We start from the raw sequence: 15,422 nt of genomic DNA, 5'->3' as shown, positions 1-15,422 counted from the left end.
TGCACTAAAAACTTAGCGCAACTCAGCAATTTCAACAACTCTGACCCCTTGATTGAATGTTTACCGCGATGGCAAAAGCCTCAAGGGAGAGATTTAAGTTTCAACAACTCTGACCCCTTGATCTGATCGACCCCTTGATCGGGAGGATCCTTGATTCTATTTTTTATTTATTTTCATAGACATCAAATAAATTGTAATTGCGAAGATAAACAGTGAGATTACCCCAAGGTAAAACTTTTCTTCGTTCTCCATATAAACATTCATCGAAAAGACACCAAAAATGACTGAAGCTATATAAAATAGCCAAGTTGCAGGCCCATTTTTTTTACTCGCAAAAAGCTTAAAATATATAAACCCCAAAAATGAGACTACCAGAAGAATAAATAACATTTATTTTTCCACCTTATTCAACTCATCAACAGCCTTTTGTAACGATGAAGAAACACCATATAAATCATTCGCAGATAAAACTGTTGTAGCTTGTCCATACATCAATACTACCTCTCTAGAATTAGCAGCACCTCTATTAAACAAGGTCAGCCCCTCGGTGGGAGCAACCTTAGCAGGTAAGCGCCAAGCTCCCATAAGGTTTATTGCTACGTCGGTGCCATAATAGGCTGCTTTTCCATATTCCGGGTTAACATGCTCGTAGATATCCCTCGTGAAATTCTGAGGCGTGTTCGGATAAATGCCAGACAAGTTACCAATTGTGCCGAATCCCTCCTGGATATTCCCAGTTCCATGCATAATTAATGGTACACCCAACGTCGAGCCGATTCCAAATCCAAGCGGAGTTATAACACTTCCCGCAATTACTTGAGTGCCACCGCCAATAACTTGCAATTCAGCCAATAGTATGTTTTTTGTCCTTTTGAAATACCCTCTCCAATCAATGCCACTAATCAGAGTGATATCCTTTTGACCACTTACTAAATTACTTAAAGCGGATGATTGTAGCTGAACCGACTCTTGAAGCCATGCCTCATCAGACTCATTCCAACTAGTATCACTTCCACCACCTTGTTTGGTACCCTTCTGCCCCTCAGAATTAATATCGGTGATTGCTACATGACCTTTATGCTGCGCCTGAAATGCCCCGTTACTGTTTTCAATAAACGTTGTAGCGGGATTACCTGAAAATCCAAGCTCGCTCATAGCCTCATTGAGTCCACCACTAAACTGGTGACTTCTATTTATCTCTCCTTTTGACAGCCCACCAACACCGCCACATCCCACTCTCGACTCTCCTTTTAGGCAGAGGCTATTGTAACCACTCGGATCTGTCCCCGCCAACGGGTTATTCATAATATATGAATACGGATTGATGCTCTGTGAGTTACCTGGACTCTGAATAACCGGATCCACACTCATAAACCGACCCAGGTTGTAATCGTACACCCGACCGTTCATATGAATAAGTTGTTGTTCATCAAGGTGTTCATGGTCGGTAAAGCCTCGGTATGTGGTGGTATCCACAATATCGCCTAAGCGGGCCGAGGGCTTTGAGTTACCATTGGCTAAACGCGGTTTACCGAATGGATCGTAATTACGCGTTGCAAATACATCACCATTATGATTTGTGAATAATCGACTGCTGCCAAGACGGTCGGTGTGCGTGTACCTAATTTGTACTGCTTGCTCATTAGTTTGACTCACTATGGCGACATTATCTATGTATGCACGCCAAGTGGTCTCCTCTGCTTGAACTTCTTCTTCATACAGCTTGTCCGCATAGTATGTTGTTCGGCCATTGGTGGTATGTTTGAACCGCATATGGTTGGGGCCATAAACGAACTGACTGGTGATCCCATTTTTGACCAGCGTAGTTGGTTTATCCATGGCATTGTAGGTTGCGCTGCTCAGCCCATCACCGGTGAGCATGTTGCCCCGCTTATCGTAACTAAAGCTGACCCACTTACCATTGCGTTGTACTCGCTTAACGGCGTTCGGGCCTCCACTCCCCTCACTTGCGTAGTCATACTCGTTAGAGTAGTCGCTCTTGCTGAGTAAATTGCCAATGGCATCGTAGGTGTAAGAGCCGATTTTTATACCGTTAACCTGATTCGTTTTAAGGCGATGAAGGTTATCGTAGGTATAGGTTTCTGTGAAGGTATGCTGTTCACCCACGGCCCCTGTGGTAACATCCATTTTGCGTATGTTGCCAAAACCATCGTACTGTTCATAGTTAAGAAACATTAGGTTGTTGTTGCCATCAGCTATTTGCTTACTTGTCATCGCACCGTCTATAGCGCTGTATGAGGTGATTTCGGTCAACTCATTTCCTAAAGTGGCTTCGGTGACGTTGGCAAAGGCATCTTGCCCTGTAATTTTCTTAAAGATGTAATGGCTCGCCGCATTTTGAATCGTTTCTAAATAGCCTGCATCAGTGTAAAGGTACTCTAAGGTCAAGCCATTGGGGTAACGCAGCCCCTTCGCGCGACCATAATTCCCATCATAGAACGTTGTGATGCGATAAGAACGATTATTGCCGTTGATTAGTGTCCCTGTGGGGCGACCATAAACATCATATTCATAGGTACGGTTTACGCCATTACCCACTTCTTTGTGCAACTGCCCAACACCATTATCGGCTGTGTCATAAGTGTAGGTTAATGTGTCCTCGCCTGTTGCCGAGCGCTGGATTACTCGTCCTAGATTATCGACTGTATAAATAATACTTGTGTCGGTGCTATGTGTTTCCTTTTGGAGCTCACCAAAGCCATTATAAGCAAATGTGCTCTTACCCTGATTGGGGTCATTTACGTCGGTCTTGCGTCCAAAAGCGTTATATTTTGCTGTAATGTGATTGTCTTTAGCATCTTGAATAACAATGGGTAGGCCTTGCCCATTATATGCGTAGCGAGTTATCCCATCTTCAGCGTCTTTGGTTTCAATGAGCTGGTCGCGGGTGTTATAGGTGCGAGACATCGTAATCAGTTTGCTGTTACACTCATCTTTCACCTCAATGTCTGTTGTTAACCCTGCATATGCATAGCTCGTTGTCATGCCTCCGCAGCTTCGCTGTGTAACTTTGCTCTTTGGCCTACCTAAGGCGTCAAACTCCGAGTAAGAAACACCATACTTGGAATGGCCATTGTAATAAGGTTGAGATTCAAAGACTTTTCGCCCTAACGCATCGTACTGTGTGTCGGTAAATACCCAATCGTCAGAGTTGAAACCTTGGGTTGCGACCCGCAGCGTGCGGCCCAATTTATCTTGATAAACTTTTTGTGTTGGCTTGCCCGCTGAGAGGGTGGTTATTTGCACAACTGCATTCTCGGGCGCGTGGGTTGTATCGGGCCCAGTGACCACGGTGTAAACCTTCGGCTGACCGCTGGTTTTACTGCTATACGGACGCTGATAACCATCCAATGTATTTATTGTCTCTTGGTAAACATTGTCACCTAGTTGCACTTTGGTTTTAGTAACAAAACCGGTCGCTGGGTCAGTGTGCTTATACAGCTCATGCTGCTTCGCATTCGTTATTTTGAGCGGGAAGTAACCATCATCCGCCTCTGTGGTTCCATCTTTGGTATAGGTGATACTTTCAACCACCCGCTGCGACGATGACCACGTCCCCCCCGTTAATACGTTCGCGGATACTGTTTTACTTGTTGGTAAGCCATAGGAGTTGTAAGCAATGTTGGTGCTACTTCCTGTTCCTGACGATCCGCTGACGGTAATTTTTTTCGGTTTACGGCTATTATCATCATATTCAGAATAATTAGTCGTCAGGGTGGTTTTTGTATCGAGCTCTTTTTTTTGCTCATCACTCAATGAGATGTAAGGGTCCGTCACCGCACGTTCGCTTATTTCGCTGGTTTCAACCTTCAAGGTATCGAGCTTATTTAGCCACCAAGTATCTGTATTCGGGGTATAGGCGCGGGTTGTGGTAACAGTCACTACGCCGGTTTCATCTTTTGATGTTTTTTTACTTTCAAGCACGTTGCCGTAGGCATCAATACTTGCGATGGACTCAACCACACTACCTAATTTAGTAGCATCCTGGGTGATATCTCGGGTGATAGTCTCTTTATTCGCTAGGTAAACATGATTACCGTTATCCGTGTTTACGAGCCATTCAAATTGAGTGTAGCTAATCGCATTTGTATGGTCAGACTTTCCACCTAAACTGCCAGCCATGTAGTCATTCTCCAAGAATGTGGCCTGACGGTAAGGCTTTCCTTGCAGTGGGAACACTTGTTTAAAGTCTGTTTGTGTAACTAAGCCTCGATCTAGGTCTTTTTCAATAACACTTTTGAAGCCCATAAAGCCTCGGCCTTGGTTATTAAACATTGCATCTCGGTATTGATAGGTGTAGTGCTGATTTCCACCTATACCATCGCTTTGAGTAAACGTATGAACGACATACATGCTAGAGCTAAAGTAAAAGTGCTCAGTGTCATTTAATTCATTGTGTTTTGGGTTGTTATATAATCCATCTACAACGTCTGAGCTTAGAGGCCGATAGTGCCATTGCTCTTTTTTATCAAGGCCATTTGTGACCGATAGCAAAAGGTCATGAGGGTGATAATCTGATTTTTCTATGCTAGCGGGTTCGGTCGCACCATAATTGCGATTAAAGTACACTTTTCTAACTTGGTGATCAGCAACAGCGCTGCTCCCCCCTGCTGTACCACTAGGATAACTATAGGTAATAAGATTTTTATCGACCAGCTCCGGGCCCTCTATTCTCTCTCCATTAGCGCCTCTCATATAGCAGAAAAACTTGTGATTTCTGTACTCGCCTGATGCGTAATATCTGCAGCCATATTTGTATACCAAATCAGGTAAACCGTTGCCTGTTGCATCCATCACACTAGAGTAGCTGGGTGTGCCAACTAGGTCAGTATCGACAAAATGGGCACTCACAGAGCCGGTTGCATCTTGCGAAAATTTTAAGGCCTGATATTGATAGAGGCTATAATCAAACTTCGTTTGTATTGCCACGCGTTCATTAGAGTCTTCATTAGGGAAATATGATGTGTAAACCGAGTCCCCGCACACGGTAAATTCTCCGTGGCGTTGTTCTCTTTGGCGGCGCCCTACTAAAATGATACAGCCCTCAACAAGTATACTATTAGGCATGATAACTTCGCTACGACCATCACCATCGATATCCATAATGCGAAATGCATCAGAAAATTTAGGTCTGAGTACATATTCATTTTGTTTATCTGCTGCATTATAAAGCGGTATTCGCCGCGAAGGTACAGACACACCGATATCTTGCGCTTCAGTAAAGGTTCCATTTCCTTGGTTTAGCTTAACTGTAAGGTTTGCGCCCACTTCACCGTCTACCCAACCTAACCAGTCAGGCAGGCCATCAGCATTTACATCAACCCAGTACCCATAAGCTGACGACTGTCCATTGATATCAGCACCGAATAGCACATCATAAGATTGCAATTGAATTGCGCCATTTGCAGCCGTGCTAGTAAGTAAGAGCTCAGATGAAGCACTGTCCATATAAACACTTCTGGCTTTCTTTTTGAGAAAGTCTGGAATGCCATCACCGTTCATATCTCCGACAGGCTCAATACTATAACCGTTGAATATAGCGCTATCGAGCTCATGAGATTCATTCTCTGTGTATGGGTTCTGCAAGTTTTGAGTGTGTTTATATACAGTGAGCGTTCTTTTTTCTTCACTAATGCGCCTCAGCACGGTAACGTCGACCCACCCATCGCCATTATAATCTGCTGCACTCAGCAATGTGTCACCCTCACTACGATTAGCGCTAGTATAATGGCCAAGCTCTACACCTGTATCTTGCCAATTTAGGGATATAGTGTCTTCACCCGATACATAGCCTATTCGCAAAATATTATTTTCTTTACTCCACCGATCGGTCCTACCATCGTTATTAAAGTCGCCTTGCAAACATGTAGTGGACAGTAACATGCTGCTGAATTGGCAATCGGTACCCTGTAATGGATTAACACCTACTTGGTCAAATTCTGCATTGGTAAAATAGCGCGGCCAATCTCTTGAGCCATTTCCATCGGCATCCCCAAATGCAGTCACTTCCGCAAACCCCTCAGGGAAATGGCCTTGCCCAAAAATCTCTGTCCCATCAGACGTGGCCAAAAGTTCTGGTTTATAGACAGCAGGCTTACTGCTCCAATCAAATTCAGTACTTGGAAGACATTTTTCTGTTCCACTGATATGGCTACAATACTCTATTGAATCTAATAAGCTTCGCGATGTCCCTAAACTCGCTGAGTAGGATAAGCTCCATGAACTAACTTGAGCATCGCCATATTCAGTACTGATACTCTTCAGTCTTTTTGTTGAAAAGTAGTACCCACCCGCTATATAGCGTTTATAAAGGTTTGCAGCACTTTCATACTCAAATACAACTTTACGGTCACCGAGCTCTTCAGCTCCCGTACCTGTGTAGTAAATAGTATTGAGAAGCTGCTCTCCTTGCCCATACGATGAATACTCATAGTGGATATAGTTATTTTCAGTGGCGTCGTGCTCATATGAGATAAGCCACGAATAAGCTGAGGATTTGTTTGCGTGAATTACTTTAGAGCTTGTTTCCTGTCCAAAATAGGCTGTGCGGCCACTTTTATATTCTGCAACAAAGGATGCTTCATCTGTAAGAGATCCTGTTTGTTTGACCCTGACAAAGGTATCTAGCTCAGTTTTGTAAATTGCACCTGAGTTTCCATAGTTCCCCGAAACAATTACAAGTCGCTGGCCATCTAGGCATAACTTATCATTCGCTGTGTAATTGGGCGTATGATTAATTCCATCTTGGGCCACTGTTGCCGCGCACCGAGTAATACTTGAGCCAGCTGATAAGCCCCAGCCAACCCCTGCGATGCCATTACCACTGCGAGAAGAGTAGTTCAAAGAAACGTTCGGTTGCATTCCTGCTCGCCCTGGTGGCAATTTAATGGGTATCGTGTAGCTTGCAGCACCGCCATTCACAGCCGCTTGACCCGCAATAGTACCCACTGCCTCAGCGGTGATTTCTTGGACATCAGAAAATGGTTGATCGTCGGGAGTTTCGGTGGCCTCCGATTGCTCCCAAAACGCCTCTACTCCAGGGTTAATTGAAACACCATCAACAATTACAGTTTCAGAGTAAGTCCAATTTGAGCAACCCATAGTAGTACACGCTTTGACCCGATACCGAAAATCTCCTGGAGTTGAGATGTTTAAAATCGTAGCAGTAAAGGTGTGTTCGGTTGGGTTTTTCCATTCGTTAGTATCAACTTGCACCTCTCTGATGTAATGAAGCGCGTGGGCGGTAGGAGACCAAGAGAGGTGCACCTCTGTCAGGTTCTTTACTTGTGCAGACACTTCGCTTGGTGCTTCAGGCACTCCATCAACAGTGACGTTGTTAGAATAACTCCAAGCCGAGCACCCAAAACTATTACACGCTTTTACGCGGTAGCTGTATTGGTTTGGTGTCGTAATATTATAAGTTGCTGATAGTTCAGTATACTGTTTAGAATTCCCCCATCCCTCAGAGCCAACGTTTACTTCCCTTATATAGTGTTGCGTGTGTTCTGAGCTTAGCCATGACACCTTTACATCCAATAGGTTTTGAACTTCCGCTACTACACTCTTTGGCGCCTCAGGAGTTCCGTCAACATCAATAGTGTTCGAATAGCCCCAAGCAGAACAACCAAAGCTATTACAAGCCTTCACTCTGTAACGATATTGATTTGCAGTAACAATACTAAAAGTTGCCGATGTACCACTATACTCTTTGGGATTAAGCCAATCGCCAGCACCAACCTGCGCCTCCCTAATATAGTATTGGGTGCGTGCAGTAGCTGACCACGAAACGAGTACATCAGAGTTATTTTGCACCTCAGCAGAGACATTCTCGGGTACAACTGGAGCGCCTTCGACGGTAATTCGGTCTGAGTAAGTCCACCCCGAACAGCCATAACTATTACACGCCTGCACCCTATATCGGTACTGCTCTGGGGTCACGATATCGTACGTTGCACTTGTCGCTGTATACTCTTTTGCATTTGACCAAGCATCCGAGCCTACCTGCGCTTCACGAATGTAAAATTGCGCATGTGAGGAGGGAGACCAAGAAACATCTACCTCTGAGAGGTTTTTTACAGCCGCAGCCACCGTGCTCGGTGCCGTTGGTATTCTGTCGACGGTGACAGTGTTAGAATACCTCCAAGCAGAACAACCGAGTCGATTGCAGGACTTTACACGATATCGGTATTCGTTTGGCGTAACGATGTTAAGAGTAGCGGAAGTTCCTGTGTATTGCTCTGGGTTTATCCATGCCCCGGAACCAATCTGCGCCTCCCTAATATAATGTGAGGCTCCAGTAACAGAGCTCCAGGACACACGGACATTATTAACATCATAAACACTCGCAGAAACATTAGCAGGAGTTGGTGGAGAGCCTGCTACTTGAATCTTATTAGAATATGTCCAATTTGAACAAGCAAGATCATTACAGGCTTTAACCCTGTATTGGTAGGTGTTTGCAGCCAAACCGTTAAATGTCACTGACGTCGTGGTGTAAGTCTTAGGATGTATCCAAGAGCCAGCCCCTACTTTTGCCTCTCTAATGTAATAGGCAGCAGCACTCACTGATGACCATGAGATGACCACATCATTCAAGTTTTTTACTGAAGCCGTCACTGTTGAAGGCTTAGATGGTTCCCTGAGGATAGAAACCTTATTTGAATACGTCCAGCTTGAGCAGCCTTGACTGCCACACGCCTTTACTCGGTACTGATAATCATTGGGTGATATATTTACAAATGTTACCGAGGTTCCGGTGTACTCTTTTGGGTTTATCCAACTCCCTGAGCCAACACGTGCTTCACGAACATAATAAGTTGCACCTATTACACTCTGCCAGCTTATAGTAATGTCATTTCCATTACTTACTGTTGCTACTACATTACTAGGATTTGAGGGCGCTGCAACAGCAGCATTCATCACGAAAAACGTGAATATGGCATAAAGCAGGGGTTTGAACATTATAATCATCCTTAAAGAGGCTTGAGCTAGCCTCAGAGACAAACCCAGAACTTCCGTGTATTCAGATAAGGTTAATAAAGAAGGCGAGGATTATATACATAATGTTACCTTTTAACAATATAGGAACATTCTTCTGTTTGGCTAAAAAGGCTTCTGTTTATTAAAGGTTGTGCTTTGGCAGACACAAAAAAGCCCCACCTAAAAGGTGGGGGCTTTGGGTTAACGTATTTACGTATTACCAAGGAACTCGGTGTGCACTTGGCCATGGGCAGATGGCTTAGTGCAGCGCAAAGCAGTCTCTTTGCGCTAACTTATTTATTTAAATTGATTCAAGAGCAATTTTAACCATCTCGTTAAACGTGCTTTGGCGCTCTTCCGCTGGTGTTGCTTCGCCGGTGATCACATGATCGCTCACAGTAAACAAGGCCATGGCTTTGGCACCATATTCGGCAGCTACGCCATACAGACCTGCGGTTTCCATATCCACCGCTAACACCCCCAGCTTATTCAGCTGCTCATAGAAGCTGCCATCTGCTTGGTAGAAAGTATCGGTAGTGAACACATTTCCGACTTTAGCATCGATGCCTAAATCGCGAGCCGCTCGTACGCCGTTTTCTAGCAAGCCAAAATCGGCAATCGCGGCATAATCATAACCATTAATACGTGCACGGTTAACGTTTGAATCAGTGCTCGCACCTTGGGCGAAGATAACATCGCGAATTTTGGTGTCTTGGGCGATACCGCCGCAGGTGCCAATACGAATAATGTTTTTAACGCCAAAGCTGACAATCAGCTCGCGCGCGTAGATAGACATAGACGGAATACCCATCCCTGAGCCCATGATGCTCACCGGTTTACCTTTATAGGTGCCGGTAAAACCAAACATATTACGTACGCTGGTGACTTGCTTGGCATCATCCAAAAAGTGCTCAGCGATGTACTGCGCACGAAGTGGATCACCTGGCATAAGTACCGTTTCGGCAAAATCACCTGGGGCTGCGCTGATGTGTGGCGTGCTCATATTCTATCCTCTTGCTGTTCGTTCTTAGCGCTCTAGCGCCGCTTTAAACCCTGTACCATAGTCTAGCTCAGGTAAGTTAAACCACTGTGCCAAGGTTTGCCCCATATCGGCAAACGTCTCGCGTTCACCCAGCGCCACTGGAATCATTCCCGGACGGTAGGCAATCACAGGCACGTATTCACGCGTGTGATCGCTGCCAGCAGCAGTCGGATCACACCCATGATCCGCAGTGATTAACAATAAATCGTCGTCGTTCATTTGCGCGAAAATACGCGGCAAAAAGTCATCAAAGGTTTTCAGTGCCTCGGCATAACCGATAGCATTGCGGCGATGACCATATTTTTCATCGAAGTCCACCAGATTGGTGAAAATCAGACTGTTATCCGGCGCTTCGGCCATCACTTGCGCGGTTTTCTCGAGCAAGTTTTCAAGTCCCGGCGCTTTGTGTTTTTGGGTAATCCCCTGGTGTGCATAAATATCAGCAATCTTACCAATACTGATCACCTCGCCACCCGCTTGCGCTAATTTGTCCAGCACCGTAGGCGCCGGTGGCAACACCGAATAATCACGGCGGTTGCCGGTGCGCTCAAAGTCGTTGCTATTGTCACCCACAAAGGGGCGAGCAATGACGCGGCCAATGTTATGCTCATCAAGCAGTGTCCGTGCAACTTCACATACTTCATAAAGCTTATCTAAGCCAAAACTTTGCTCATGGGCGGCAACTTGAAACACGCTATCACTGGAGGTGTAACAAATCGGTTTACCGCTGCGCACATGCTCTTCGCCTAACTCGGCGATAATCGTCGTTCCCGAGGCATGGCAATTGCCTAAAATGCCGGGGATACCTGTGCGCTCTACAAGCTCATCAATAAATGCTTGTGGGAAACAGGGTTGCTGTTGCGGGAAATAGCCCCAATCAAACAACACTGGCACACCGGCCATTTCCCAATGCCCCGAAGGCGTGTCTTTACCACTGGAAAGCTCTTTTGCGTAGCCCCAAGCCGCTTGTGGTTGTTGGCGTTCATTAATGGTAATGCTCGCCCCCGATGCCGCCTCACATGCATCGATTAACCCTAAACGCGACAGATTTGTCAGCGCTAATGGCTGGCCTTTGTCTTGCTCGTATGCCTGCAAAAGATGAGCGAGTGTGTTGGCGCCAACATCGCCGAATTGATCAGCATCTGGAGCTGCACCAATACCTAAACTGTCAGCCATCAGGATAATTGCGCGTGCCATACTCACCTCACTTTTGTGGTTTTATAGAGCCACTTTAACGACTTGTTACTAGGCGACACAGGACAAAAGTCCGTGCTTTGTGGGTTGCCGTCAATACAGCCGCAACTGACGATGGCTGTTCACATTCAGCGGACATAAGTCCTTATTTTGACCACTTAATAATAGCTACATTTGTCGGAATAACGTGAGGATTTGCGTCACTAAGGCGCTAGACAGCAGTAAAGGACGACATCTTCAGAGATTAATAGCAGCGAATTTGCTAAAGTAATCCTTTATCTTACATCAGTCTGGGTGCTTGTCTGTGACACAAACGATTATCGCGATCGCTGGTGCGTCTGCATCAGGGAAGTCGCTTTTTAGCCAAACAATATACAACGAGTTGGTAAATGAACTAGAGCCGGGGGCCATCGCCATTATAGAGGAAGATGCCTATTACCGTGATCAGTCTCATTTACCGATGGCGCATCGTATTAAAACCAATTATGACCATCCCGATGCGTTTGAGCATGAGTTAATGGTGACTCATCTACGCAATCTGCGTGCGGGAGAGTCAGTTGATGTGCCAATTTATGATTATAGCGAACACACTCGCAGCGCCGAAACGCGTCGAGTGTTGCCAGCAAAAATACTCATCGTCGAAGGTATATTGTTATTAAGTGACCCAGCACTTCGCGACGAATTTAACATTAAGGTGTTTATCGATACGCCACTGGATATTTGCTTGATGCGCCGAATGCAGCGCGATATTGAACAACGTGACCGTAGTTTGCAATCGGTGGTTGAACAATACAAACGAACAGTGCGACCGATGTTTTACCAGTTTATTGAGCCCTCGAAGCACAGCGCCGATTTAGTGGTGACCCGAGGCGGTAAGAACCGTGTAGCAATCGATATAATAAAAAGTAAAATCAAACACCTACTACAAGAATAACGGGAACATCGGGCATGACAACATTAATGAGCTTGGTGGGTATGCTAGCCCTACTCGCCATCGCTTTCGGCGCTTCAACGAACCGTAAAGCAATAAACCTGCGTACGGTTGGTATCGCCTTTTTACTACAAGTCATCATCGGTGGCTTTGTATTATTTTTTGAATTTGGCAAAAACATACTCGCTAAAATGTCGGCAGCGGTCGCGCAAGTGATTAGCTACGCCACCGATGGCATTACGTTTTTGTTTGGGCCATTGGCCTCGGAAAAAACGCTGGGCTTTTTGTTTGCCTTTCAAGTGTTGCCGGTCATTGTCTTTTTCTCCTCCTTGGTGGCGGTATTGTACTACCTCGGGGTGATGGACTGGGTTATTAAAATTCTCGGTGGGGCACTGCAACGGTTATTAAAAACCTCGCGCCCAGAGTCGCTCTCGGCAACGGCAAACATCTTTGTTGGGCAAACCGAAGCGCCACTTATTGTAAAGCCGTTTATTGCCTCTATGACTAAGTCGGAGTTGTTTGCGGTGATGGTCGGCGGATTGGCGACGGTAGCAGGCTCAGTGATGGCCGGCTACGTCAAAATTGGCGTCGATTTACAGTATTTGATTGCCGCAAGTTTTATGGCGGCGCCAGGTGGTTTCCTTATGGCAAAAATGATTGTGCCAGAGACAGAAACCCCCAAAGAAGATTTAGCCGAATTGGACGGCGATCACGAGCAGCCTGTGAATGTTATCGATGCGGCCGCATCAGGTGCATCAAGCGGGATGCAGCTTGCTTTGAATGTAGGCGCTATGTTGCTTGCATTTGTGGCCCTGATTGCATTGCTTAATGGCGTATTGGGTTGGTTTGGTGGTTGGTTTGATTACCCACAGCTCACGCTACAAGAAATTCTCGGGTATGTTTTCGCACCGGTGGCCTGGTTATTAGGTGTACCCTGGGACGAAGCCATTATTGCCGGTAGTTTTATCGGCCAGAAATTAGTCGTCAATGAGTTTGTAGCTTATTTAGACTTTATAAATTATCGCGACCAGTTAAGCGAACACACTCAAGCCATTGTTACTTTTGCGCTGTGTGGTTTTGCTAACTTGTCTTCGATAGCCATTTTACTAGGTGGGATTGGCGGTATGGCGCCAAGCCGGCGAAAGGATATCGCACGCCTAGGGCTCAGAGCAGTGTTGGCAGGATCTATGGCCAACCTCATGAGCGCCGCAATTGCTGGGTTTTTCCTCTCTATTGCTTAGAAACAAAGAGAAGCCACAGTTGCAAAACAGGGCCTCCTCGGCCTAGGTTATTGTTTTAAGGGGTTAAGGCAATAGCTAACTTGAACGATACTTCACCAAAGGGCCGCAAGGCCCTTTTATCGTTTAGGGCAAAAAATCATCGCAATTCGCTGTGAACTTATCTATTCTAAAAACAAGTGCTGTGTCTTTGGTTTCTCGCTTTATGGCTTTGTTTTTAGCTCGCTTTACACTGTGGGTAACGATTTTATTATCGACCATGAGCATTGCTGCACAACCTATTGAAGTGGTCACAGAGCTGAGCCCGCCCAACCAATTAGTGATCAACGGTCAAATAGGTGGTAGCAGCACCGATATCGTCCGCCATGTGCTCTCTAAAGCCAATGTTGATGCCACTATCAATATGTACCCTTGGGCACGCGCTTTTCATCTGGCACAAAAAAAACCTAATACCTTACTTTACAGCGTTGCCAAAACCCCCGACAGGCTCGACAAATTCCAATGGTTAGGCAAAGTGGCTTATTTCCGTTTGGGTTTTGTTACCTTGGCTTCACGTTCTGAAATTAACTTGCGCCAAGTGAACGACGCTCGCCCTTATCGTATCGCTGTGCAGCGCGGCGATATCAGCGCCAAGTTCTTTGCCGATCGTCAGTTTAGCACCGTACAAACCGCTGATATTAAACATTCCTATCGACTGCTGCTTTCGGGCAAAGTCGATTTAGTAATTGATGATCCTAACTACCTGGGTGCTATGGCTAAACAGTTTAATGTCCCCACCAAGGAGCTACGCTTTGTCAGAGATATCGAGCAATTGAGTGTATATGGCTATCTCGCCGCCCATGTCGATAGCGACCCTCAATTGGTGGCCAATATAAAAGCCGCTTTCTCAGCTATCGAGAAAGCGGCTTGGTATCAACAAAAATTATATAATCCGTATCAGGATGTATTAACGCGTTAGCACTACGCGATAACGCGCTTTGCCTTCGCGAACATGGTCAAGGGCGGCATTGATATCATCAAACTTAAAGGTTTCGATTTGTGGCGCAATGTTATGCTGCGCAGCAAAATCGAGCATTTTAGCAATGGTTCCTGGGCTGCCCACAGGGGAAGCAGATACACTGCGCTGCCCCATTAACAAACCAAACACGCTTAAGTCTAACGGCTCAAGGGTAGCGCCAACAAAATGCAAACGGCCTTTGGGTTTCAAGGTATTGATGTACGCATTCCAGTCAAGCTTCACATTGACGGTGGAAATAATAAAGTCGAACTGCCCTGCGGCCTCTTCTAGGGCCTGCTCCGAACGCGAGTTAATAATATGATGCGCACCCAACTCTTTGGCTTCTTTAGCTTTGCTATCACTGGAACTAAAAGCGGTGACGTCGCAGCCCCAGGCGTTTAAAAATTGCAGCGCCAAATGGCCCAAACCACCAATACCAATGACCGCGACCTTATCGGTAGGTTTGATATCGAACTGTACCAAGGGGTTGAAAACAGTGATACCACCACAGAACAACGGGCCTGCCGCCTTGGCATCAAGCCCCTTAGGCAGTGGGATCACACTTTTGCTTTGCGCGCGCACTTTATCGGCAAAGCCACCGTGGTGAGCAATAATAGTCCCTTGCGCACTGGCACAGAGGTTTTGGTCGCCATCATCACAGCTCGGGCAATGACCGCAATAGCCGCTGTGCCAACCTAGGCCTACTGTTTGTCCAACTTCAAGATTATTGACATCGCGGCCGACTTTCTCAATGCGCCCTATCACTTCGTGTCCGCCCACCAGCGGATATTCACTCATCCCCCACTCGTTATCGATCATCGATAGATCAGAGTGGCAGATACCACAGTGATCGACGGCGATTTCAACTTCATCAGCGGCCAGCTCACCCGGATCATATTGGTACGGCTCAAGCGCTTTACCTGCTGCCATCGCAGCATAGGCGTTAATTGTCATTTTTTGCTCCCGTTTAATAACTCAGTACTGAGTGAAAATGTACTGATAACAATGGCATGTCGATCA

The 15,422-nt window shown here is 45.9% G+C and carries 7 protein-coding genes; 3 read left to right on the top strand and 4 right to left on the bottom strand.

What is annotated here, in order from left to right:
• Window positions 1-390: 390 nt before the first annotated feature.
• The 3 genes from PRUTH_RS16185 to PRUTH_RS16175 all read right to left on the bottom strand — a co-directional run bounded on the left by PRUTH_RS16185 (window position 391) and on the right by PRUTH_RS16175 (window position 11,239).
• Window positions 391-8,982, bottom strand: coding sequence for a SpvB/TcaC N-terminal domain-containing protein (locus tag PRUTH_RS16185; protein ID WP_170268989.1), 8,592 nt, complete (start codon window positions 8,980-8,982; stop codon window positions 391-393).
• Window positions 8,983-9,301: 319 nt separating this feature from the next.
• Entirely contained in the window at window positions 9,302-10,003 is a 702-nt protein-coding gene (gene deoD / locus PRUTH_RS16180) for a purine-nucleoside phosphorylase (protein WP_151173877.1), read from the bottom strand.
• A 24-nt stretch (window positions 10,004-10,027) separates the two neighbouring features.
• On the bottom strand, window positions 10,028-11,239 hold the full coding sequence (locus tag PRUTH_RS16175; protein ID WP_151173876.1) for a phosphopentomutase: 1,212 nt from the start codon (window positions 11,237-11,239) through the stop codon (window positions 10,028-10,030).
• 301 nt (window positions 11,240-11,540) lie between these two features.
• On the opposite strand from PRUTH_RS16175, the gene udk reads away from it, so the two are divergent.
• From udk to PRUTH_RS16160, 3 genes are all read left to right on the top strand, one after another.
• The gene (udk, locus tag PRUTH_RS16170; RefSeq protein WP_022944791.1) at window positions 11,541-12,170 is read left to right on the top strand and encodes a uridine kinase; all 630 of its coding nucleotides are present in this window, start codon (window positions 11,541-11,543) and stop codon (window positions 12,168-12,170) included.
• A 14-nt stretch (window positions 12,171-12,184) separates the two neighbouring features.
• Complete coding sequence (locus PRUTH_RS16165) at window positions 12,185-13,408, top strand: NupC/NupG family nucleoside CNT transporter (protein ID WP_022944790.1); 1,224 nt, start codon at window positions 12,185-12,187, stop codon at window positions 13,406-13,408.
• A 202-nt stretch (window positions 13,409-13,610) separates the two neighbouring features.
• Complete coding sequence (locus PRUTH_RS16160) at window positions 13,611-14,363, top strand: substrate-binding periplasmic protein (protein WP_151173875.1); 753 nt, start codon at window positions 13,611-13,613, stop codon at window positions 14,361-14,363.
• Here the strand turns inward: PRUTH_RS16160 and ahr are convergent.
• Complete coding sequence (ahr, locus tag PRUTH_RS16155) at window positions 14,352-15,356, bottom strand: NADPH-dependent aldehyde reductase Ahr (RefSeq protein ID WP_151173874.1); 1,005 nt, start codon at window positions 15,354-15,356, stop codon at window positions 14,352-14,354. The genes PRUTH_RS16160 and ahr overlap by 12 nt on opposite strands.
• Between the last annotated feature and the right edge of the window lie 66 nt (window positions 15,357-15,422).

The sequence above is a fragment of the Pseudoalteromonas ruthenica genome (genome assembly GCF_008808095.1).
Lineage (GTDB): Bacteria > Pseudomonadota > Gammaproteobacteria > Enterobacterales > Alteromonadaceae > Pseudoalteromonas > Pseudoalteromonas ruthenica.
Note: the sequence above shows the minus strand (reverse complement) of the source record. Positions and strands in the feature narration are given on the sequence as shown.

Bases quoted from the DNA above. Each gene is read 5' to 3' on its own strand.
- PRUTH_RS16185 (WP_170268989.1), bottom strand. From the start codon at position 8,982: ATGTTCAAACCCCTGCTTTATGCCATATTCACGTTTTTCGTGATGAAT.
- deoD (WP_151173877.1), bottom strand. From the start codon at position 10,003: ATGAGCACGCCACACATCAGCGCAGCCCCAGGTGATTTTGCCGAAACG.
- PRUTH_RS16175 (WP_151173876.1), bottom strand. From the start codon at position 11,239: ATGGCACGCGCAATTATCCTGATGGCTGACAGTTTAGGTATTGGTGCA.
- PRUTH_RS16165 (WP_022944790.1), top strand. From the start codon at position 12,185: ATGACAACATTAATGAGCTTGGTGGGTATGCTAGCCCTACTCGCCATC.
- PRUTH_RS16160 (WP_151173875.1), top strand. From the start codon at position 13,611: ATGGCTTTGTTTTTAGCTCGCTTTACACTGTGGGTAACGATTTTATTA.
- ahr (WP_151173874.1), bottom strand. From the start codon at position 15,356: ATGACAATTAACGCCTATGCTGCGATGGCAGCAGGTAAAGCGCTTGAG.